The following is a 19239-nucleotide window of genomic DNA, read 5'->3' on the forward strand; positions in this document are numbered from 1 at the left end:
GGGTCAGGTCTGCTCGAACAGCTCGATCTCGGTAATCGCGACCTCGTTGCCGGCGACGGCCTTGAACGTCGACAGGATGTGGATCTCCACGCTGGTGGCGTTCTCGCCGTTCTCGACCTCGAGCGTCTGCGGGTCGGGGCGGTCCTGGAGGTTCAGGTCGGTGGTCTTTCCGGTGGAGAACACCAGGTGCAGCCGCTGCGCGCGGTGGCGGTCCTTGAAGTTCTCCTGCTGTCCGTTGTGGACGATCAGTCGGGCGAGGTCGACCTCGCGGTCGAAGGTGATCTGCAGGACCGGCTCCCGTGGCCCGCCGACCGGGGCGGCCCAGAAGGTGTTGGTCAGCCCGTCCAGGGCGAGGGTGCCGGGGAACTGTGCCAGTTGGACCGGGCTGACCGGTGGCTCGGCCGCGCGGACCGGTTCGTAGGTCGGGAAGAACAGGCCCTCGACGCCCGCCTTGACCGACATCGCCCGGTCGTTCACCCAGCCGCGGAACGGGGCGTAGACGCCGTAGAGGATGCCGGCGAGCAGCAGCACGACCGAGACCACCCGGCGGCCGACCCGGAAGACGGCGCTGACGGCGAGGCCGGCCTTGGACTTGCCGCCGCGGCCCCGGCGTTTCGCGCGCTCGCCGGACTTGCGCACCTTGGCGCCGCGGCGGCGGAACAGCCTGCGCCACCACGGGATCCTGGCCACCTGCGCCTCGGCCAGGGAGGTGCCGCACCGGCTGCAGAACTTCCTGGTCGGCACGTTGCCCTCACCGCACTCACCGCAGACGAGGTCGCCGGGCTCGAGCTTGCGGGACGGCGGTTGCCGCCGGACGTTGACGGTTTTCTGTTGCGCCTCCTGGGGAACGAGCTCGTCGGTGTGCGCGGTCGCCTTGCCGACGACCGGGGCGACGAGTTCGCCGGCCTCCTCGTCGGTGGCGTGCCGCTTGGCCGGTGGCCCGGGGGGCGGTGGAGGTGGTGGCAGCACGGGCGCGGAGCCGGCTGCGGGAGGTTGGGGTACGGCCGGCGGGGGCGGAAGCGCTGGCGCGCCGGGAGGTTTGATGGCTCCCGGTGGGGGCGGTGGCTTGGGCGCGGCACTCGGTGGTGGCGGAGGTGCTGGCACGCCGGGAGGTTGGGGAGCCGCGGGCGGAGGCGGCGGTGGCGCAGCAGGCGGTTTCGGCACACCGGGCGGCGGCGGTGGCGCGCCAGGAGGCTTCGGCGCACCCGGCGGAGGCGGTGGCGCGCCGGGAGGTCTCGGTGCGCCAGGTGGTCTCGGTGCGCCAGGTGGTCTCGGTGCGCCGGGTGGTGGCGGCGCGCCGGGCGGTCGGCCAGGCGCACCCGGTCGCGCTGCCGGCCCGGCGGTCTTGGTCTCCGTCGGCTCCCGGTTGCCGACATCCAGGTACAACGCCGACTGTAACCGCGCGAACCAGCCGCGCTTCGGCTGTTCCTCCTCGTCCTCCTGCGCCGCGGCCGGCACCGGTGCCGGCGCCAGCTTCTCCCCCGTCCACTCGAGAAACGCCCCGCACGAACCGCAGAACGCGTCGGTCTCCTTGTTGTGAAACCCACAGTTCTTGCAGACGATCACGGCCGGTCCACCTCCACTCTGTGCACGACATGCGCCGGCTTGGCGGCCGCGACCGCCTGGTCGACCAGGTCCATCGGCACGCTCGACGGGTCGTGCACCCGGATCCGCACCGCCAGCCGGGGCGAGGCCGCACCCGGCATCTCCGCCCCCGGCGACCGCGACCAGCCGACCTCACCGGAGTCCGCGATCTCCACCCGCCCACCGGTCAACACCTGCAGGTTCGCCCGCAGCCCGCCGACCGTCCCGCGCATCCGGTACATCTCGACGGCCGTCGCGACCACCGCCCGCCCGCGCTCGATCGGCCACCCCTCCTCCAGCTCGATGCCCACCCAGCTCGCCATCCACTCAAGGAAGTCCGCCGGTGCGAGGTACGGGTCGAAGTAGTCGACCAGACAGTCCAAAGTGGCCAGAATGGGCGCGAGCACGTCGTCGAAGCCACCGACGAAACGCTCGGTGAACGGATCCTCCTGGTACACCGCCGGCAACAGCTCGATGATCGGCGTGCCATTGCCAAGACCTGCCACCAACCCACGCATCAGTGATCCTCCACCCGCACGTGGTGCTCGTAGGAGAACACCAGGCTGTGCGCGTCGACGTCGAGCCGCTGCGCCTCCTCGCCCCGCTCGCCGGTCACCGGGTTCGCGCCGAACAACCGCACGTCCTCCACCAGGTCGACACCCCGCACCCGTTGCAGCAGCGCGTACACGTCGCCCGCCTGCACCGGCCGGCCGAAGTCCCACCCGCGCCCGTCGCGCCCGCCGCTGATCGGGTTCAGGTAGCCGTACAACGCCGCCAACGCCTCCGCGCGCACCCGCGCCGCGTCCAGCCTCGGCCGGGCGATCACCCGTGCCACCACCGTCACCCCGCGGTAGCGCGGCGGCGAGACCAGCACCCGGGTGCCGATCAGCCGCACCTCGTCGAGCCGGTCGGTGATCCGTTGCAGGGTCGCCTCCTCCGGCACCAGCTCGGCGAAGTCGATCCGCCCGCCGGTCTCCGCCGCCGCCGGGACGATCAGCACCCGCACCGAGCCCGGGTCGGTGTCGTCCTCGCCCGCGGTCACGCACCGGACTCTGGCCACGTCCGGCGCGGCCTCCTGGGTGATCGCCTCGTAGTCCTCCGCGGTGACCGCACGGCTGCGGGTGCGCAACAGGATCGGCCCGCGTGCCTTCGCCTGCTCGACGCTCTCCCCGTCCACCCCGCCGCCTGCGGCCTCCAGGTTCTCCACCCGGCTGACGAACGGGATCGACGACTTCAACGTCTGGATCGCGCCCTTGCCGACGTTGCCGACCCGCCCGCCACCGGTGGCATAGCGGCGCAGGCGGACCGTGGCGCCGTAGTCCGGCACCGCGCCGTACTGGCGAAGCCCGCCGTCCGGCTCGCGGATCACGGGTCCGAAGTGGACGATGCCGGACTCACCGTCCAGAATGTAGTGTCGATCGTGCTGCCCGCTGCCGGCGAAGTGCTGGACCGGTGACCACTCCAGCCAGCCATCGTCCGACGAGGTCTCCAGGATCGCGGTGCCGGTGCCGAGCACCACCGGCGTGCGGGCCACCGTGAACTGCTGCCCGGCCACCCCTTCGGACACGCCGAGCACCTCCTCCTCGATGATCTCGCAGTGGCTCGCGCCGACCGTGCCGCCGATCGTGCTCGCCGACAACGCGCTGACCATCGGCGAGGCGTTGTAGGTCGGGAAGTCCGCCGGCACCTCGATCACCCTGGCCCGCAGCCAACCCGCTGCCTCCCCGCCGAGCACCGCCGACTCGTGGTCGCCCGGCACGTGCACGTGGACCTCCCCGGCCGCGTTCAGCGCGCCGGTGCCGTCGGTGGACACCACACATCTGCGCCATTCCTTGCCGTTCCAGGCCTCCCAGCGCAGCGGCGGGTGGTCGGGGTGCACGCCGGTCCCCTCGACCTGACAGTCGAAGTCCAGGCGCACCACGCAGTTCGGCGCCGGATCGGACAGCCCGACGAGCATCGTGTCGCCGACGACGGGCACCTCGGAGAACACCGGGAACCGCTGGCCAAGCTTGAGCTCGTCGGTCCGGTCGGTCTGCGCGTCCTGGTCGGCCCCGCGGGTGGCCACCCGCGCCAGCGAGCACGGCACGATCCGCAGGTCCCCGTCGGTGGCGAACACGATCGACTCGTCGGCCTCGGTGCGCAGCGTGGCCACCGTGGTGCCGGCGGGAATGCCGACCGAGGCGATCGCCGGCGCCGACAGCCAGAACGTGACGCCCGCCTGGGCTGGGGTGGCCGCGATCAGCCGCAACCCGATGAGCTCGAGGAACTTCACGTACAACCGGTCGGGAACCTGGTTGAGCCGGAACAACAACTGGTCGGTCATGAACGCGAACGTCTCGATCAGCGTGACGCCGGGATCGGACACGTTGTGGTCGGTCCACTCCGGACAGCGCCGCATCACCATGCGCTTGGCGTCGTCGACCAGGTCCTGGAACCGCCGGTCGTCCAGGTTCGGCGCGGGCAGGGCCATCAGTAGTCACTCCCGTCCTCGGGGATCGTGTAGAACGGAAAGACCAGGTTGCGCCGGTCGTTGGTGTCCTTGCGCCGGTACTGGATGTCGATCAGCAGCATCCCCTGCTCGTCCCGCGCCGGGGAGACCAGCACGGCCTCGACGTCCACCCTCGGCTCCCAGCGGATCAGCGCCTCTCTGACCACTCTGGACAGTTCGGCGATGGTGGCCACGTTGATCGGGCGGAACACGAAGTCCCGGATCCGGCTGCCGAACTCGGGCCGCATCGGGCGCTCACCCGGGTAGGTCGACAGGATCAGGCGCATCGCCTGCTCCAGCTCGACCTCCCGGCGCACCAGGGCGATCCCACCCTGGGGCGCCACCGCGAGCGGGAACGCCCAGCCGGCACCGATGAAGTCCTGTGTCATTGTCCCGTCCCCTAGTTGAGCTTGATCAGCTGGCCCTTGACCTCGACCAGCGCGTTGCTGTTGATCCGCACGCCGAGCTTCCCCTCGAGCTCGAGCCGGCCATCGGTCTGGAGCTTGATCCCGCCGGTGCCGCCCCTGATCGTGATCGCGCCGAGGCCGCCACACTGGATGGTCAGCGAACCGGCGGCGGTCTTGCTCTCCGGCGGCTTCGGGTCACAGGTCAGCGTCACCGTGCCGGCGACCTGGTCGATCACCAGACCGAGCTTGTCGTCCTTGGTGCCCAACGAGATCGCCGACCTGATCGGCGGCAGGCCGGGCGGCCCCGGCGGCAGGTCATCGGTGAACTGCAGCTTGTTGCCCGCCGGGCTGGTGATGCCGCGCTCGTTGACCGCACCGGAACCACTGACCGCGGTGGTCAGCGCGCCGTACTTCGAGTTCGAGTTGATCAGTCCACCCAGGACGTACCCGCGCCGGGGATCGCCGAACTCGAAGCCGATCAACACCTCGTCGCCGACCTCCGGCAGGAACAGCGCGCCGCTGCGCGGACCGGCGCCCATCTGGGCCACCCTGGCCCAGTCGGACTCGAAGCTCGGCGAGAGCCACGGCAACGCGACCTTGACCCGCCCCAGCTTCTCCGGGTCCTGCACGTTCGTGACCACCCCGCACACGAGCCCGCCGAACCCCCGCCGCTGTTCCTGGCCACCCGAGGTCAGGCCGAGCAGGTTGCGGTTCTGTCTGCCGGAGACCCAGAACCTCGTGTGGTAGCCGTTCTCCTGCGCGTCGAACACGTGCCGGGCGTTGGTCACCGTCCACTTGCCGACGAACTGCTTTGGCACGCCGTCGATCTCCACCTGTGCGCCCGCCTGGATCGCCGGGTCCCCCATGGCATCGCCCTCCGCCTCGGCGAACGTGCTGCCGATGTGTTCGGCGACGCTCTTGGCCACCTCGTCGGCCGCCCGTGACGCGGCCGCCCCGGAGGCCAGTGGCCGGTCGACGACGAGGTGCGCGTTGTCGCTCGGCGCCGACCCGAAGTCGATCTTGGGTAGGCCGGGGATCGGCGGCAGGGCCGGCAATGACGGCAGTGGCGGCAGGAACCCGTCGGTGAACGAGTTCGCGAGCTGCTTGGGCACCTGACCGTCGATCGTCGCGGTGCCACTGGCCGCGTCGGCCTTCGCGGTCACCACCCTGGCGTTCTTCGAGTCCCACATCCGCACCTCGACCTCGGTGGTGATGTTGGCCGCGGAGATCCGGGGGAAGAAGCTCAGCAGGTTGTCCTTGAACATCAGCTTCCCGGAGCCGAGCCCGACGGCCGAGGCCGCGGCGCTCGCGGCCGCGCCGGCGAGCCCGCCGCCACCGGCCGCGCTGCCGGATGCCTTGCGGAAGAAGAACTTGTTGCCGGCGACCCCGGTCTCGTAGCCGATCTCACGGGCCCGTTGGGTGAGGAAGTCCCAGTCTGTCTGGGCGACCTGCGCGACGTGGGTGTGCGTGGTGGCCGTCGGGTCGATCCGGTCGAGCTGGAGGCCGGCGTTGGCCGCGATCTGGCGGGCGATGTCCGCGTCGGTCATGTTGACGAACGTCCTGGTGCGCTTGGCGCGCTGCAGGCGGTGTGCCCGCTCGTAGCCGCGGACCACGGTGAAGATCACGTTCTCCTGGCAGATCGCCTCGATCGAGGTGACCTCGGCGACGATCAGCGACGTGGTGGTGGTCTCGTTCTCCTTGCCTGCCTTGATCTCCAGCACCGTGCCGATCCGGATGCCGGCATCGGTGGTGAGCGTGCCGTCCTCGTCCACAAAGGTCAGCTCGACCATGTCCGGCAGGTGCAGGTGGGTGTCCACCACCGTGCGGATCAGCAGTTCCTCGTACTTGGCCGGGAGCGGCATGCCGAACGGGTAGCCGATGAACACTCCCGGGTGGACGATCGAGCCGAAGCTCCCGCCACCGAGCCCGCCGGTCATGACCGGGCCTTCGTGGTCAGCTCGTCGGCGTTGGGCAGGTAGATCACGGTGCCGGGCCGGACCCGCGACGGGTTCTGGATGCGGTTCACCTCCGCGATCCGGCGCCACAGCGCCGGTGTGCCGTAGTTGGTCACCGCGATCGACTGCAGGCTCTCGCCGTCGGCGACGGTGTGCGCGCGCCTGCCGGGCAGGCCGCCGGAGGTCGGGTTGGTCGGCAGGCTGCCCAGGATCGAGGGCACCTCCTCCATCTCCAACGAGATCTTGGCGCGGATCGGGATGCCGGCCGGGGTGAACCGCTCGTAGACCACCCGGCAGCTGGTCAGCTTCACGTCGTACATGAACCCGACCATCGGCGGCCCCCAGACGAAGGTCAGCGGCGCGGGCGCGGTGGCGAAGTTGCCGATGCCGCCGACCATGGCGAACAACCCGGTGCTCGGGTTCATCCAGGTGAGCAGGGTGTCGCAGCGCAGCTTGGTGAACGGGCCCTCGAAGACCACCTCGGCGAGCGCGATCTTGGACGCCTTCACGTTGCGCAGGTAGCTGCCGGAGGTGCCCGAGGTCTTGGGGCCGGTGGCCAGCCCGGTCTGGCCCGGCCGCTGCGGTTTGGTCATCCCGGACGTGGTCGACGTCCGGGACATGGTGATCTTCTCCGGGTTGAAGTCGAACGGCACGAAGCCGATGTTCGGCGGCTTGACACAGGTCAGCGACGCCGGGATGTGCGCGCCGAGCATCGACGCGACGCCGATCGCCGCGCCGGCGACCGACTCGATCACGTCCCTGGCCGCGCCGACGGTGTCGGCCGCCGCGTCGGTGACCGGGGTGACGTGCCTGGCGACGACCGCGGTCCCGGTGTCGCCGATGCTGGTCGCGGCCTGGCCGATGTCCTGTGCCCGGTCGGACACCGCACCCGCGGTGCCGGCGACCGCGGCGGCCGACGGGCCGGTCGCCGCCATGGCCGCGGCGTCGGCCCGTTGTGCCTCGTCGGAGAAGTCCACCATCTCAGCCGATCCTCTCGATCTCGCGCGCTGTCACAGGAATCCCTCGTGGACGAACGTCAGCCGCTCCACGGCGATGCCGAAGGTCTCCACGGTCAGCTCCGGTCCTTCCCACTTGGCCGGGTAGACGTTGCGCAGCGACCAACTGGTGACCGGCTGCACCTTCGCGTCGAACAGGGTGATCTCCGCGGTGCCGCCGCCACCGCTGGAGTCGGCGTTGATCCAGCCGGCGACCTTGCCGCGCAGCCAGGCCTGCACCCTGCTGGAGTCGGCCGCGTTCATCGCCCTGGTCAGCGTGATGTTCGGGTACTCGAGGTGCTCGGCGAGGATCGGCTGGGTCTCGTAGTTGCCGCCCTCCTTGACCCGCTGGTTCTTGAACTCCACCGCGAGCCCGGAGCACTTGGCCCACCCGCCGAGGTCGACGCCGTCGACGGTGACCCGGAACCGAGTGGTCAGCCCGAGCATGGCGCTCACGCTCATCGCCATGTCCGTCCCCTTCCGACAGTCCGTTGTGGACTAATAACTGGTCTGGTCCTCGAGGAAACCCTCGTGTTCGAACTCGAGGGTCTCGATGGCCACCTGGCTCGCGCCCGCGTCGAAGGAGGTGATGTTCCACTTCTTCGGCTTGGCGTTGGTCAGCGTCCAGGACAGCACCTCGGCGGTGTGCGAGTCGTGCAGCGTGATCGTCACCCAGCCGTCCATCGAGTGCTTGAACGAGTTGTCGGTCAGGAACGACTTCACGTTGCCGGAGTGCTCCTTGGTGGCCGCCCTGGTCAGCTTGACCGGGCTGTACTTGGTGTTGGCCGGGAAGAACCAGCGGGCGTTGCCGGCGTCGCCCGCGCGGTAGTCGGGCATCTCCCAGGTGACGTCAAGGCCCTCGGCCTTCGCCCAGCTGCCGAGGTCCCACTCGCCCGGGTTGGCGGTGACGGTGAACCGGTTCGCCACACCGATCTTCGACTGGTCGGTCAGTCCCATCTCGTGCTCCTAACGGAAGTCCGTGAGCAGGCCGGCCCGCTCGCGGTCGATCAACAGCTCCATCCGGATCCGGTTGCGCAGCCGGTCGTAGAGCCGCGCGGTCAGCTGGTCGAGGTCAAGGCGTTCGATCTCGATCGGCTGGTCGCTCGGGTCGGTCGCGGCGACCACCGGCGCCGGTGCCTGCGTCGGCACGAGTACCGGAACGGGTTGGGGCACCACCGAATCGACCCGCTCGACCCGCTCGACCGGCTGCGGCAGGGGCGCCGCCAGCTCGATGACCTGCGGCCGGCTGGCCGGCGTGTCGGGTTGGGCACCGCCGGCCGCCACGGCCTGCGCGAAGATCACCGACCGGGCCGCGGTGTCCTCGGCCTGCTCGGCGATCGTGCGCCGGATCAGCTCCATCGTGTTGGCGTCCAAGGTGTTCAGCGTCGGCTCGCCGGCCTGGGTGCGCTCCACGTTGATCACCTGCAGGATCTGCTCGGCCATCGCCTGGTCCTGCTCGGAGCGGCCGACCGGTATGTCCACAAGGGAGGGAACGGTGCCGGTGAGCTGGTCTGGCAGGTCCTCGGCGGTTGGTGCGGTCCATTCCTCCAGCGTGCGGATGGCCTGCGACTCGGCGACCAGGTCGAGTTCGGTTGGCATCGCGGGTGGTTCGGCGACCGGCGCCGGTGGGGGCGCGGGCGCGTCGACCGGGGCGAGCTGCACGCCGACCGTGCGGACCGCCTGGCCGATCACCTGGGTCAGTGACGGGTGCCGCAGCGGCGTCGGGTCGGCGTGCGCGGCCTCGGCGGCGACCGCCGCCGCCTCCAGTGCCTGGCCCGCCGGGGTGTGCTCGGCGGGGAGGGTCGCGCCCAGGGTGCGTTGTTGGACGGCGTGGACGAGTTCGTGGGCGAGTAGGCCGCGCGCTTTGGGGGTGTCCAGTGGACCGGCCTCGGCTGGCAGGTACACCTCGCCGCCTCGGGTGAACGCGCGGGCGCCCAGCGCGCGGGCCTCGACGGAGACCTCAGGACCGCGGTGGACCGGGATCGACGAGACGTCGATCTGTTGTGGGCCGCGGATGGCGGTGGCGAGGTCGGGGGGTATGTGGCCGGTGATCGGCTTCGCCGGCTGGCGGGGGTGGCGCACCGGGTCGCGGCGGGCGCTGGCGGTGGCCGGCACGGTGATCAGGCCGCCGCCGGGCCGGGTGGAGCGCGCGCTGACCGTGTCTGTCAGCCGGGAACCGGCGTGCCCGGTTGGCGAGGTCGAGGGGTTGTCACCGACCCGACGCGAACCAGCCGGCTCGGTCGACGGGCTGGCGCCAGCCGAACGCGAACCAGCGGGCTCGGTTGGCGAACTGTCACCGGCCGCACGCGAACCAGCCCGCGCGGTGGACCGGCCGTCTTCGCCGAATGAGCCCGTCGAGTCAGCCCGCACGCCACCATGGCCAGGTGGGCGTGGCGAACCGATCAGCTCGGTTGACCGGCCGGCGGGTGGCCGCGGCACCCCGATCAGCTCCGTCGACCGGCCACCGGACGAACCCAGGTCGGTCGGCACGGAACCAGGTGCGGACGGCGAACCGATCGGGTCAGCCGAGTGGCCGCCATCGCGTGCGCCAGCCAGCCCAGCCGACTGGCGATCGCCAGTCGGCACTCCACTGTCGGCTGGCGCGCGCCGCGAACCAGGCACCAGCTCCGCTTCGCCCGCCCCGATCCGAGTACCCACACCAGCTGGGTCAGCACCCCCGTCGCCGGGCACGGGCCGCGCACGCGGCCGTACCGGAGGCCCTACCCGCGAACGAGCCTGACCGCCGGCCCGCCGCTCACCATCCTCAGTGGACCGGTCAGCTGCCGCGCGAAAAGTGCCCGGCGCACGAACCGACGCCACCGGTGACGCCGGGGGCGACGTCACCGGTGGCGTCGAGGGCGGCGACTCGTCCCCGACGTCCTCGACCGCGCCCGGCGGCCCGCCCGACGACTCCGCGTGCCGCAACGGCGCGCCAAGCCCCAACCGTCTCGTCTGCCCCAGGCTCGGCCTGCGCTCCGCACGCACCGGCACGGCGGGCTTCGGCGGTGGCGCGGGCGCCGGTGCCACCTCGGCCGACGTGCTCTGGTTCAGCCACTCCGGGACATACCGCAGCCAGCCCGGCGCCCGGTGGGGCGTGGCCGGCTCGCGGGCCGCACCGACGAACGCCCCGGTCGCCTCGACCATCGCCGCCTGCCCGGCGACTGGTGGTCCACTTCGGACACCCGGGCGACGGACCAGCGGTCCGGCGGGCGCCGAGTGCTGGGCAACCGTTTGCGCAAACGATTCCGGTGGCACGACCGTCGCCAGGCCGTCGACCCGGCCGATCGTCGCGGCCACGGCCGGTGCGGACACCCGGCGATGGCCGAGCAACGGCGGCGACACCGGCGGCGGGGCCGACACCAGCGGCGCCGCCCGGCCGACCACGACCGGCAGCGGTGGCAACAACACCCACTGCCGCCCGGCCGGCCTTGCCGGCAGAACGTCCGATGTGGACGCCGGTGCGGGTGGCTGCCCACCCCGGCGCCGAAACGGCCACCGCATCAGCGCTGCCTCCCCTAGTCCGTCGCCGCGAAGGCGGTGTGGATCTTCCCGATCTCGGCGATCACGCGCTCCCGCACCGGGTGCTCGAGGTCCAGGATCGGACCGAGGTCCCAGTGCAGGTAGTAGGCGACGTACGCGACTTCCTCCCACATCCGGTCAGCCGCGTACGTCACGATCCCCCCGGCGCATCACCGGCGACGTCCACCGCGAAGTCGTTGCCACAGTGCGGGCAGCTGACCGCGACCTCGGTATGGCCGTCGGCGTTGATCCGCCGGTACAGGTCCTGCATGAACGCCAAGTCGGAGGCGAACAGGTTCTCGATCACGAACGTGTCCACCGCGGGCAGCGCGCCGAGCGAGGTGACCGTGCGCTCCAGCAACAGGACGGTCAGGTACGCGGGGTTCTGCCTGGCCCGCTGGTCGGCCTGGGTGGTGATCTCGTCCCGCGCGGTGGCCAACCGCATGACGCCGTCGCGGTGCACCTGGCCGTGCTCGTCGACGTAGCCGCGCGGCAGGGTGAACGGGTACTCGGTACGCAGCCCCGGCTCCACCGCCGTGGTCACGCGGACACCCGCTGGATGCGCTCGGACACGATGGTGACCGTCTCCATCAGCACCTCGCTCGACCCGGCCTTCAGCGCGCCGATCTCCAGCTTCGACGGCCACGCGTGCTCAAGGTGGTAGCGCGCGACCGGCTTGCCGGCGGTGTCGTACATGACCAGCGAGCAGCTCTTGCGCGCGGCCACGATGTCGCCCATCAACACGGCCTCGTGCCAGGCCCACAGCTCCATACTGGAGTTCTTGCCGCGCTTGAGCACCAGCGTGGCCGGCTTCGCCTTGCCTGGCAGCTTCTTGAGGATGACCTCGTTGTCGGTGGACTCCAGCAGCTCCACCGGCTCCACCTCGGTGGTGATGCCCTGCAGCTCGGAGAACGCGGCGATCTCGTAGCCGTCGATGGTGATCGAGAACCGTGCCGCGGTGATCGCGTCGTTCGGCTGGTTGGGCCCAAGTCCGGCCATTGCGGACACTCCTTAGTTGAGTCTGGACAGGACGGCTATTCCTCGAGCCCGGCCCCGTCGGCGAACTGCGAGATCCGGAACACCACGAACTCGGCCGGCTTCACCGGCGCGATGCCGATCTCGACGGTGAGGATGCCGGCGTCCCGGCTCTCCGCCGGGTTGTTCTCCTCGTCGCACTTGACGAAGAACGCCTGGGCCGGGGTCTTGCCGAACAGCGCGCCGTCACGCCACACCCGGCGCAGGAACATCGTCACCGTGCGCTTGACCGAGTCCCACAGCTTCGGGTCGTTCGGCTCGAACACCACCCAGTTGGTGCCCTGCAGGATCGACTTCTCCACGTAGTTGAACAGCCGCCGGACGTTGAGGTACCGCCATTCCGGGTCGCTGGACAGCGTCCGCGCGCCCCACACCCGGATCCCCTGTCCCCGGAACGACCTGATGCAGTTCACCGAGATCGGGTTCAGCACGTCGTGCTCGCCCTTGGTGATGTTCAGCTCCAGGGTGACCGCGCCGCGCACGACCTCGTTGGCCGGCGCCTTGTGCACGCCACGGCTGGCGTCGTTGCGCGCCCAGATGCCGGCCAGGTGGCCCGACGGCGGGACGAAGACCTGCTTGCCGGCCACCGGGTCGGCGACCTTGATCCACGGCCAGTACAGCGCGGCGTACTTGGAGTCGTAGCCGGTGACGTCCAGCCGCCACTCCTTGACCTCCTGGGCCTTGAGTCCGGGCGGAGTGTCCAAAATGGCCACCCGGTCGGCCATCAGCTCGCAGTGCGCGATCATCGCCAGCTGCACGGCCTTGACGTCCTCGGCGCTGAGCACGCCCCGCTGGTAGGCGGCCATCAGGTCCGGCACGCTCAGCATGGTGATCTCGTCGATCGCCTCCAGGCCACCGAATCCCGTCCGGTCCGACGAGTTGCCGACGTAGTCGTTCGCGCCGACCAGCACCGGCGCGGTGCCGGGCGAGCCGAGCGCGATCTCCCCGTGCCTTGGCACCGCGAGCGCCTTGCCCTTGGTCTCCTCGACCAGGATCAGCTTGGACTGCTGGCGGACCACGGTGGCCACGTTGTTGGGGCCGCGCTTGGTGGTCACGTTGTCGAACGTCTCGACCGCCTTGCCGCCCTGCTTGACCACCAGCTTGAAGGTGTCCTCGGACTCCTCGCCGGCCGGCGCGACCTCCACCGCGAGATCGCCGACATCGCTGCCGCGCGCGGAGATGGTCAGCGCCGTCCGGCCGTCCGCCGCGGTGCCCGGCAACTCGGCCGCCGGCAGCGCGGCCTGCCCGGCATCGCCGTTGGTCGCGCCCGCACCGCCGCCGACGCGCACCACGTAGGCGGTACCGCCACCGTTCTGGAAGTAGCCGTACACCGCGTGCGCCAGGTAGAAGCCGTCGACGAAGTCGCCGAAGTTCTGCCGGAACTGCGTCCAGTTGGTGACGAGCACGGGCTCGTGCAGGGGGCCGCGCTCGGCGAAGCCCACGAAGGCGGCGACCGCGGTCCCGACGGCCTCGATCGGCCGCGAACCCGACGACACTTCCTCCATGTACACACCGGGCGCGAGGTAACTGCTGGCCATCTCGGGTGTCTCCCTCGTTGCGTGGTGAGCGTGCCGCCGGCGTGGTCGCCCGCGACGGAGCACTGGGTTGATCCTGTTGGTTGCCGCCCGGGCGCCGCAGTCGTCGGCGGGCGGGGCATCGGGCAGGCCCCGGCGGACCATGGGGCGCTCGCGCCTGCCCCAAAGGACGGGCCGGGGCAAGGTGTGGCCGATGGCGCGCCCGTCGACACTTGACCGGTGATCACCGAGGTTGACGAGGCGCTGTGCGTGCTGCTCGGCCGGTCGCTGCCGGAGGGCACGATGATCCGGCTGGACCCGCCAAAACCCACCTGGGAGACCGAACGCCCGTCCAACGCGATCGACCTGTTCCTGTTCGGGCTGCGCGACGACCCCGGCGGCCGGGAGTCCGGGTGGGACGAACGGCGCGACGAGCGGGGCGCGGTCGTGGCCAGGCGGGACCCGGTTCGCCGGTGCGCACTGTCCTATTTGGTCACCGCGCGGGCGCCGAGGATCAGCGAGGAGCACCTGTTGCTCGGGGTCGCGTTGCGCACCATGATCTTCACCGACGTGCTGCCGCCGGACTGCCTGCCGAGCACCCTCGCCGAGCTCGACGCGCCGGTGTTCATCCAGGTCGCCGACACCGAGCCGGGCGCGTTGTGGAGCAACCTCGGCATGCCGGCCCGCGCCGCGTTCGCGGTCGTCGTCAGCGCGCCGTTCGTGCCGGAGCCGGACACCGACCTCGCCCCGCCGGCGGAGAGGATCCGCCTGAACTCCGGGCAGGACCCCACCCCGCCGCGCGGTCCGCTCGCGCCAAGCGAGCCCAGGCGTTGGGTGCGCACCCCGTGAGTCCCGGCGCCAAGCAGGGCGACAAGGTCGTCGGCACCGACGTGCACATCATCATGGTCCCCTCCCCCGGCGGCCCGGTGCCCACGCCGCTGCCGCACCCGTTCGCCGGCACGATCACCGGTGGCTGCAGCACGAACGTGCTCATCGGTGGCATGCCGGCGGCCACCCTGGGGTCCACCGCGACCAACGCGCCGCCACACCTCCCGCAGGGCGGCCCGTTCCAGAAGCCACCGACCAACCAGGGCACGGTCATCAAGGGCAGTGCGACCGTGCTGATCAACAGCAGGCCGGCCGCGCGCGCCGGCGACCGGGTGAACACCTGCAACGACCCCGCTCCCGCGCCGACCAGCTCGATCGTCGCGGTGAGCACAGTGGACATCGGCGGGTAGCAGCGAAGGAGCAGCCGTGACCGACCAGCCGGCCAAGCCACCGATCCTGGGACAGGGGAAGGAAAACCCCCAGCAGTGGGTGGCCTACCTGCAGGAGATGCTGAACTGGTTCTACGGCATGCAGGTCGTCAGCCAGGACGGCGATTTCGGTCACCACACGAGAAACGCGGTCAAGCACCTGCGCGGCCAGCTCGGCCTGTCCGCCGAACCCGTGGTGGACGCCCGGCTCTGGAAGGAGCTGGAGGGCGCTGGCGCGGCCGACGACGGGGACGGGATCGGCGAACCGGTCGACGTCGCGGTCACGCTCGTGCCCGGCGACGCGGAGACCAGCTGGGCCGCGGCCATCGCGATGGTGGCCTCGGCCAACGACAACCCGCAGACCATCGACACCGTGCTGGCGACCTCCCCGCAGCGCGGGCGCACCGCGACCGAGGCCAGGGCGCTGGCCGCCGAGCGGTTCGGGTTGCGCGAGCAGGCCTGCCACGCGAGCAGGGCGGAGAGCTGGGCCGGGGTGCTGCGCGCGCACGGCGCGCTGTGGGTACAAGTGCCCGGCGACGAGTACCACGTGTTCGTGGTCGCCGGGATCAGGGCCGACGGCGACGTGGTGCACGTGCACGTCCTCGACCCGCGCACCGGCTACGACGCGTGGGCCGACTTCGCCGCCTTCTGCGCCGGCTACCACCTCACCCAGGGAGCCGACATCCAGGTACTGGCCGCCCGCTAGGGCTGCGATGCCCTGAATGAGGCATTGGCGACGCTCACCGTCCTGAATGGGGCATTCAGGGCAGTTGACTCCGCCCTTCGGCGGCGACGAGGCCGGCCGGTGCGATCGGCACCGCAACCAGCACCACCATGCCGATGGACGCCAGCTCCCGGTCGTGCCGGACGAACCAGTTGCGCCCGTTCGCCTGCGCGGCAACGGGTCTGCCCGAGGTGGCCAACGCGGTCACCGCCAGCGAGTAGTCGGTGGTGCCCCGCACGCTCACCAGCGTCAGGTCGCACCGCCGGTCGAAGTCGATCTCGCAGCGACCGGCGAACGCGACCGTTGTCGCCGCCGGGAAGTCGTGGCGCAGCTGGGTGAACACGTGTCCGGCGGTCGAGGTGATGGCCGGGCTGGCCGAGCCGAGCCCACGCACCATCACCCCACTCGCCAAGCCGCGCACCGCTTTCAGCGCACACGCCCGCACATTGTCCATAGTGGACAGATCACCCGTGCCGACGAGGTCGAGGTTTCCGGTGAGCACGAGGTCGATCCGGATGCCGAGGTGTCCGATGTCCACGGCCGCACGCGCCACCGGCATCGACGGCAACGCGTACCGGAAGCGCTGCGGCACCGCCATCAGGCACCGAGCAGGACCAGGCTGGCACCGCCGGTCTCGGGCGCCAGCGCGATCGCGAACACGGCGACGAGCACGATGACCCCAGCCGCGGCGAGGTCATCGGCGTGCCGCTCCACCCAGCTCGGCGCGGTGTGCGCCACCGGCTCCGGCTCGGCGGCCGGCAGGCTGTGCGGGGTGACAGTCACGGTCAGCTTGTAGCCGAGCTGACCGGTCACCTTCGCGTTGCCGTGCTCGGTCGGCACCTCGTAGTCGAGGTGGCAGCTGCCGCTGAACTCGATCCGGTTGGGGGTCAAGGGACTCGCCGACACCTGCAGGAACTCGGTGCCCACCGCGGCGGACAGGCCGGGGGTGTCCGAACCGAGGTTGCTCACCGAGAGCTGGTTGGTCAGCCCGTCGAGCGCCTGCCCGGCGGACACGCTGAGTCCATTGTGGTCAACACGGGCACCGGCCAGCCCGTGCGGAAAGGCCACAGTGGACTCACCGGTGAGGACGAGCGCCAGCTCGATGAGGGCCGCGCCGACGTCCACCGCGGCGTCCGCGATCGGGATCTCCGGCCAGCTGTACTTCAGCGCGGGCGCACCGTTCTCGAAGAAGGAGGCCGGGATCTGGTCGGCCCGCGCGCCGGTGGAGTGCAGCCCGCCGGCCGCGTGCCCGTGCGGCTGCTCGGTCGGGTGGGGGTGCGCGGCCTCGCCGGTGAGCGCGGCCCACGTGGCGGCGTCGACCACCCCGGTAGCCGGCAATCCTTGCTGGGTCTGGAAATGCCGCACGACCGACTCGAGTGCCTCGTCGAACGTGCCGCTCTCCGCGGTGACCGTCTGCTGGTAGTGGTGGTTGAGGGTCTGCTGGAGGTACGACACCCAGTCGCCGCTGACGCCAGCGCCCAGCTCCGGTTCATTCGCCATGGAAGAACGCTAGGTCGGGGCGGGGCCGGCTCGGATGGCCGATGGGGCAGAAAATCGGGCCAGCCTGGCCGATCACCCGTCGTGCGGCGCGCGGGACCAGTTGCCGTCCGGCTCCTGCCAGGCCGCGTGCCCGCGCGGCAGGTCGGCGAAGTCGCGGATGTGTGGATGGTCGGTGACCAGGTGGCGCAGATGCACCCAGCCGGTCTCGGTATCGGTGCCCCGGCGGTCGTGGAACTCCCAGCGCCCGGCGGTGGTGTGCACGATCCCCACGATCGGCGCCTCGCCGAGGATGACCCTGGTGGAGCCGGCGACCAGTTCGTCGCCCTCGGTGTCCGGGAACGGCGAGTCGGCCAGGTCGGCGAGCCTGGTCCACTGGCCGGGCGGGTGGTCGTCGCGCGGCAGCCACAGCCACGGCTGGTTGGCCCGGCACCGCTCGCCCGCGCCCGGCTGCCACGGGAACAGCCCGTGCCGGTCGGGCCAGACGAGCTGCCAGGCCGGCACGCTCGCCCGGTAGAAGTCCCCGGCCAGGGCCAGCACCTCGGCCTGCCAGCTCGGGTGCACCGGCCGGACCACCACCGGGTACCCGTCGAGCACGCCGAGCCGCTCCTCGTCCTGGCGCAGCCGCTGCCCGGCCAGCACCTGCTGCCCGACGGCGTTGATCCAGGTGTGCATGTCCCGCCCGCGCAGGCCGAACATGCAGACCTCGGGCACGCGCAGGGAGTGCCACATGCCGACCGAGTACGCCCAGCCGGGCACCTCGTGCTCCTCGGCGACGACCACGACGCTCCAGCCGTGCTCCTCGACGTGCCACACCATGTTGAGCTCACGGGGGCCGAGGCCGGCCGGCACCTCACCGCCGGCGCACAGCCAACAACGGCAGGCGTCCGCCACAGTCACCCGGCGACCATAGCCCGCCCGATGATCACCGTGGCCTCCTCCCCGTCCTCGCTGACCGCCCGCGCGTCCAGGCCGGCAGCCGCCATGACCGCCACCGCCGAGGGCGCCTGCCGCTCGCTGGTCTCCACCAGCAGGTGACCGCCCGGCGCGAGCCAGGCCGGCGCCTCGGCGGCCACCCGGCGCAGCACGTGCAGCCCGTCGGCACCGCCGTCCAGCGCGACACGCGGCTCGTGGTCGCGGGCCTCCGGCGGCATCAGGTCGATGGCCTCGGTCGGCACGTAGGGCACGTTGGCCACCAGCACCTCGACCAGGCCACGCAGCCGCGCGGGCAGCGGGTCGAACAGGTCGCCCAGGTAGACCCGAGGCACGTTGCGCCGCGCGGCCCGCACCGCCGCCGCCGACACGTCGGCCGAGTACAGCTCGACCGCCACCGCGGCGGCCACCGCCGCGCCCACCGCGCCACAGCCACAGCACAGGTCGACGACCACCGAACCCGGCCCGGCCAGCGCGGCCGCCTGGTCGGCGAGGAACTCCGTGCGGTGCCTCGGCACGAACACGCCGGGCTCGACGACCAGCCGCAGCCCGTGGAACTCCGCCCAGCCGAGCACGTACTCCAACGGCTCCCCGGCCGCCCGGCGCGCGACCAGCTCCGCCAACACCGCCGGGCTGGTCGCGGCCTCGTCGAGCAACCGCGCCTCCTCCTCGGCGAACACGCATCCCGCCGCCCGTAGCCGGGCCACCACGTCCATCTACCGCGCCGGCGGCACGTCGTCGAGCAGGCCCTGGTCGTAGGCCATGGCCACCGCCTCGGTCCGCCTGGCCGCGCCCAGCTTCGCCATGATCCGGGACAGGTGCACGCTCACCGTCTTCTCGCTGATGTAGAGCTCCTCACCGACCTGGCGGTTGGTCTGGCCGAGCGCGACCAGCCGCAGCACGCTGCGCTCCCTGGGGGTGAACGGGTCGAGCGTCTCGCGCGGCCCCGGCCCGGCGCCAAGCGGCAGCCGCGCGCGGCGGGCCAGCTTGCGGATGGCCTCGCGCAGCGGCACCGCGCCGAGCCGGACCGCCACCTCCTCGGCGGCCAGCAGCTCGGCCGCCGCGGTGTCCCGGTCCTCGACCCGCAGCAGCGCCTCGGCCAGCCGCCACCGGCAGATGGCCTGCTCGTACACCGCGCCGTAGCCGAACGTCTCGATCGCCGCGCGCCACCGCGCCGGGTCGCTCTCGCCGGTCAGCCTGCTCGCCTCGGCCTCCGCCCTGGCCAGCCAGCCCTGCCCCTCCGGGCCGAGCTGCCCGTTGCGCGGTCGCCCGAGCCGCAGCCCGGCGGTGGCGCGCGCCAGCTCGATCAGCCGCGCCGCCTCGTCGACGGCC

21 protein-coding genes are annotated in these 19239 nt (G+C 71.6%); 3 read left to right on the top strand and 18 right to left on the bottom strand.

The window, feature by feature from the left end:
• Positions 1 to 3: 3 nt before the first annotated feature.
• The 13 genes from ACYVIP_RS33290 to ACYVIP_RS33350 form a co-directional block, all read right to left on the bottom strand.
• Positions 4 to 969 carry a zinc ribbon domain-containing protein gene (locus ACYVIP_RS33290; protein WP_460403649.1) on the bottom strand — a complete coding sequence of 322 codons (966 nt, stop codon included), beginning with the start codon at positions 967 to 969 and terminating at the stop codon, positions 4 to 6.
• 593 nt (positions 970 to 1562) lie between these two features.
• Complete coding sequence (locus ACYVIP_RS33295; RefSeq protein ID WP_460403651.1) at positions 1563 to 2102, bottom strand: phage tail protein; 540 nt, start codon at positions 2100 to 2102, stop codon at positions 1563 to 1565.
• A complete protein-coding gene (locus ACYVIP_RS33300) occupies positions 2102 to 4054 on the bottom strand; it encodes a putative baseplate assembly protein (protein WP_460403653.1) in 1953 nt (650 codons plus the stop codon). Before ACYVIP_RS33300 ends, ACYVIP_RS33295 begins: the two co-directional genes overlap by 1 nt.
• Positions 4054 to 4461: a GPW/gp25 family protein gene (locus tag ACYVIP_RS33305; protein ID WP_460403655.1), complete on the bottom strand. Its 408-nt coding sequence runs from the start codon at positions 4459 to 4461 to the stop codon at positions 4054 to 4056. Before ACYVIP_RS33305 ends, ACYVIP_RS33300 begins: the two co-directional genes overlap by 1 nt.
• A gap of 11 nt (positions 4462 to 4472) precedes the next feature.
• Complete coding sequence (locus ACYVIP_RS33310; RefSeq protein WP_460403657.1) at positions 4473 to 6416, bottom strand: phage baseplate assembly protein V; 1944 nt, start codon at positions 6414 to 6416, stop codon at positions 4473 to 4475.
• Complete coding sequence (locus ACYVIP_RS33315; RefSeq protein WP_460403659.1) at positions 6413 to 7414, bottom strand: LysM peptidoglycan-binding domain-containing protein; 1002 nt, start codon at positions 7412 to 7414, stop codon at positions 6413 to 6415. The genes ACYVIP_RS33310 and ACYVIP_RS33315 overlap by 4 nt, the downstream gene beginning before the upstream one ends.
• 30 nt (positions 7415 to 7444) lie before the next feature.
• Positions 7445 to 7897: a phage tail protein gene (locus ACYVIP_RS33320; protein WP_460403662.1), complete on the bottom strand. Its 453-nt coding sequence runs from the start codon at positions 7895 to 7897 to the stop codon at positions 7445 to 7447.
• 30 nt (positions 7898 to 7927) lie between these two features.
• On the bottom strand, positions 7928 to 8386 hold the full coding sequence (locus tag ACYVIP_RS33325; protein WP_460403664.1) for a phage tail protein: 459 nt from the start codon (positions 8384 to 8386) through the stop codon (positions 7928 to 7930).
• A 9-nt stretch (positions 8387 to 8395) separates the two neighbouring features.
• Positions 8396 to 10930: an eCIS core domain-containing protein gene (locus tag ACYVIP_RS33330; RefSeq protein ID WP_460403666.1), complete on the bottom strand. Its 2535-nt coding sequence runs from the start codon at positions 10928 to 10930 to the stop codon at positions 8396 to 8398.
• 14 nt (positions 10931 to 10944) lie between these two features.
• Positions 10945 to 11103, bottom strand: coding sequence for a DUF6760 family protein (locus tag ACYVIP_RS33335; RefSeq protein WP_460403668.1), 159 nt, complete (start codon positions 11101 to 11103; stop codon positions 10945 to 10947).
• Positions 11100 to 11492, bottom strand: coding sequence for a phage tail assembly protein (locus ACYVIP_RS33340; protein WP_460403670.1), 393 nt, complete (start codon positions 11490 to 11492; stop codon positions 11100 to 11102). The genes ACYVIP_RS33335 and ACYVIP_RS33340 overlap by 4 nt, the downstream gene beginning before the upstream one ends.
• Entirely contained in the window at positions 11489 to 11947 is a 459-nt protein-coding gene (locus tag ACYVIP_RS33345) for a phage tail protein (protein ID WP_460403672.1), read from the bottom strand. Before ACYVIP_RS33345 ends, ACYVIP_RS33340 begins: the two co-directional genes overlap by 4 nt.
• Positions 11948 to 11982: 35 nt before the next feature.
• Positions 11983 to 13521, bottom strand: coding sequence for a phage tail sheath family protein (locus tag ACYVIP_RS33350; protein WP_460403674.1), 1539 nt, complete (start codon positions 13519 to 13521; stop codon positions 11983 to 11985).
• 216 nt (positions 13522 to 13737) lie between these two features.
• Here ACYVIP_RS33350 and ACYVIP_RS33355 point away from each other — a divergent pair, with 216 nt between their 5' ends.
• Genes ACYVIP_RS33355 through ACYVIP_RS33365 form a run of 3 tightly spaced genes read left to right on the top strand, consistent with a single transcriptional unit; the run spans position 13738 to position 15459 of the window.
• Positions 13738 to 14346, top strand: a complete 609-nt coding sequence (locus tag ACYVIP_RS33355) for a Pvc16 family protein (protein ID WP_460403676.1) — start codon at positions 13738 to 13740, stop codon at positions 14344 to 14346.
• Complete coding sequence (locus ACYVIP_RS33360; RefSeq protein ID WP_460403678.1) at positions 14343 to 14735, top strand: PAAR domain-containing protein; 393 nt, start codon at positions 14343 to 14345, stop codon at positions 14733 to 14735. The genes ACYVIP_RS33355 and ACYVIP_RS33360 overlap by 4 nt, the downstream gene beginning before the upstream one ends.
• Before the next feature lie 16 nt (positions 14736 to 14751).
• A complete protein-coding gene (locus ACYVIP_RS33365; RefSeq protein ID WP_460403680.1) occupies positions 14752 to 15459 on the top strand; it encodes a papain-like cysteine protease family protein in 708 nt (235 codons plus the stop codon).
• A gap of 55 nt (positions 15460 to 15514) precedes the next feature.
• On the opposite strand, the gene ACYVIP_RS33370 is transcribed toward ACYVIP_RS33365, so the two are convergent.
• From ACYVIP_RS33370 to ACYVIP_RS33390, 5 genes are all read right to left on the bottom strand, one after another.
• Positions 15515 to 16075: a hypothetical protein gene (locus ACYVIP_RS33370; RefSeq protein WP_460403682.1), complete on the bottom strand. Its 561-nt coding sequence runs from the start codon at positions 16073 to 16075 to the stop codon at positions 15515 to 15517.
• Positions 16075 to 16977: a peptidoglycan-binding domain-containing protein gene (locus ACYVIP_RS33375; protein WP_460403684.1), complete on the bottom strand. Its 903-nt coding sequence runs from the start codon at positions 16975 to 16977 to the stop codon at positions 16075 to 16077. The genes ACYVIP_RS33370 and ACYVIP_RS33375 overlap by 1 nt, the downstream gene beginning before the upstream one ends.
• 72 nt (positions 16978 to 17049) lie before the next feature.
• Positions 17050 to 17874: a DUF4262 domain-containing protein gene (locus tag ACYVIP_RS33380; protein ID WP_460403686.1), complete on the bottom strand. Its 825-nt coding sequence runs from the start codon at positions 17872 to 17874 to the stop codon at positions 17050 to 17052.
• Positions 17871 to 18623, bottom strand: coding sequence for a putative protein N(5)-glutamine methyltransferase (locus ACYVIP_RS33385; protein WP_460403688.1), 753 nt, complete (start codon positions 18621 to 18623; stop codon positions 17871 to 17873). Before ACYVIP_RS33385 ends, ACYVIP_RS33380 begins: the two co-directional genes overlap by 4 nt.
• Positions 18624 to 19239, bottom strand: a 616-nt coding sequence (locus tag ACYVIP_RS33390; protein ID WP_460403690.1) for a helix-turn-helix transcriptional regulator, incomplete at its 5' end; no start/stop codon positions are given.

This window comes from Actinophytocola sediminis, from assembly GCF_054779715.1.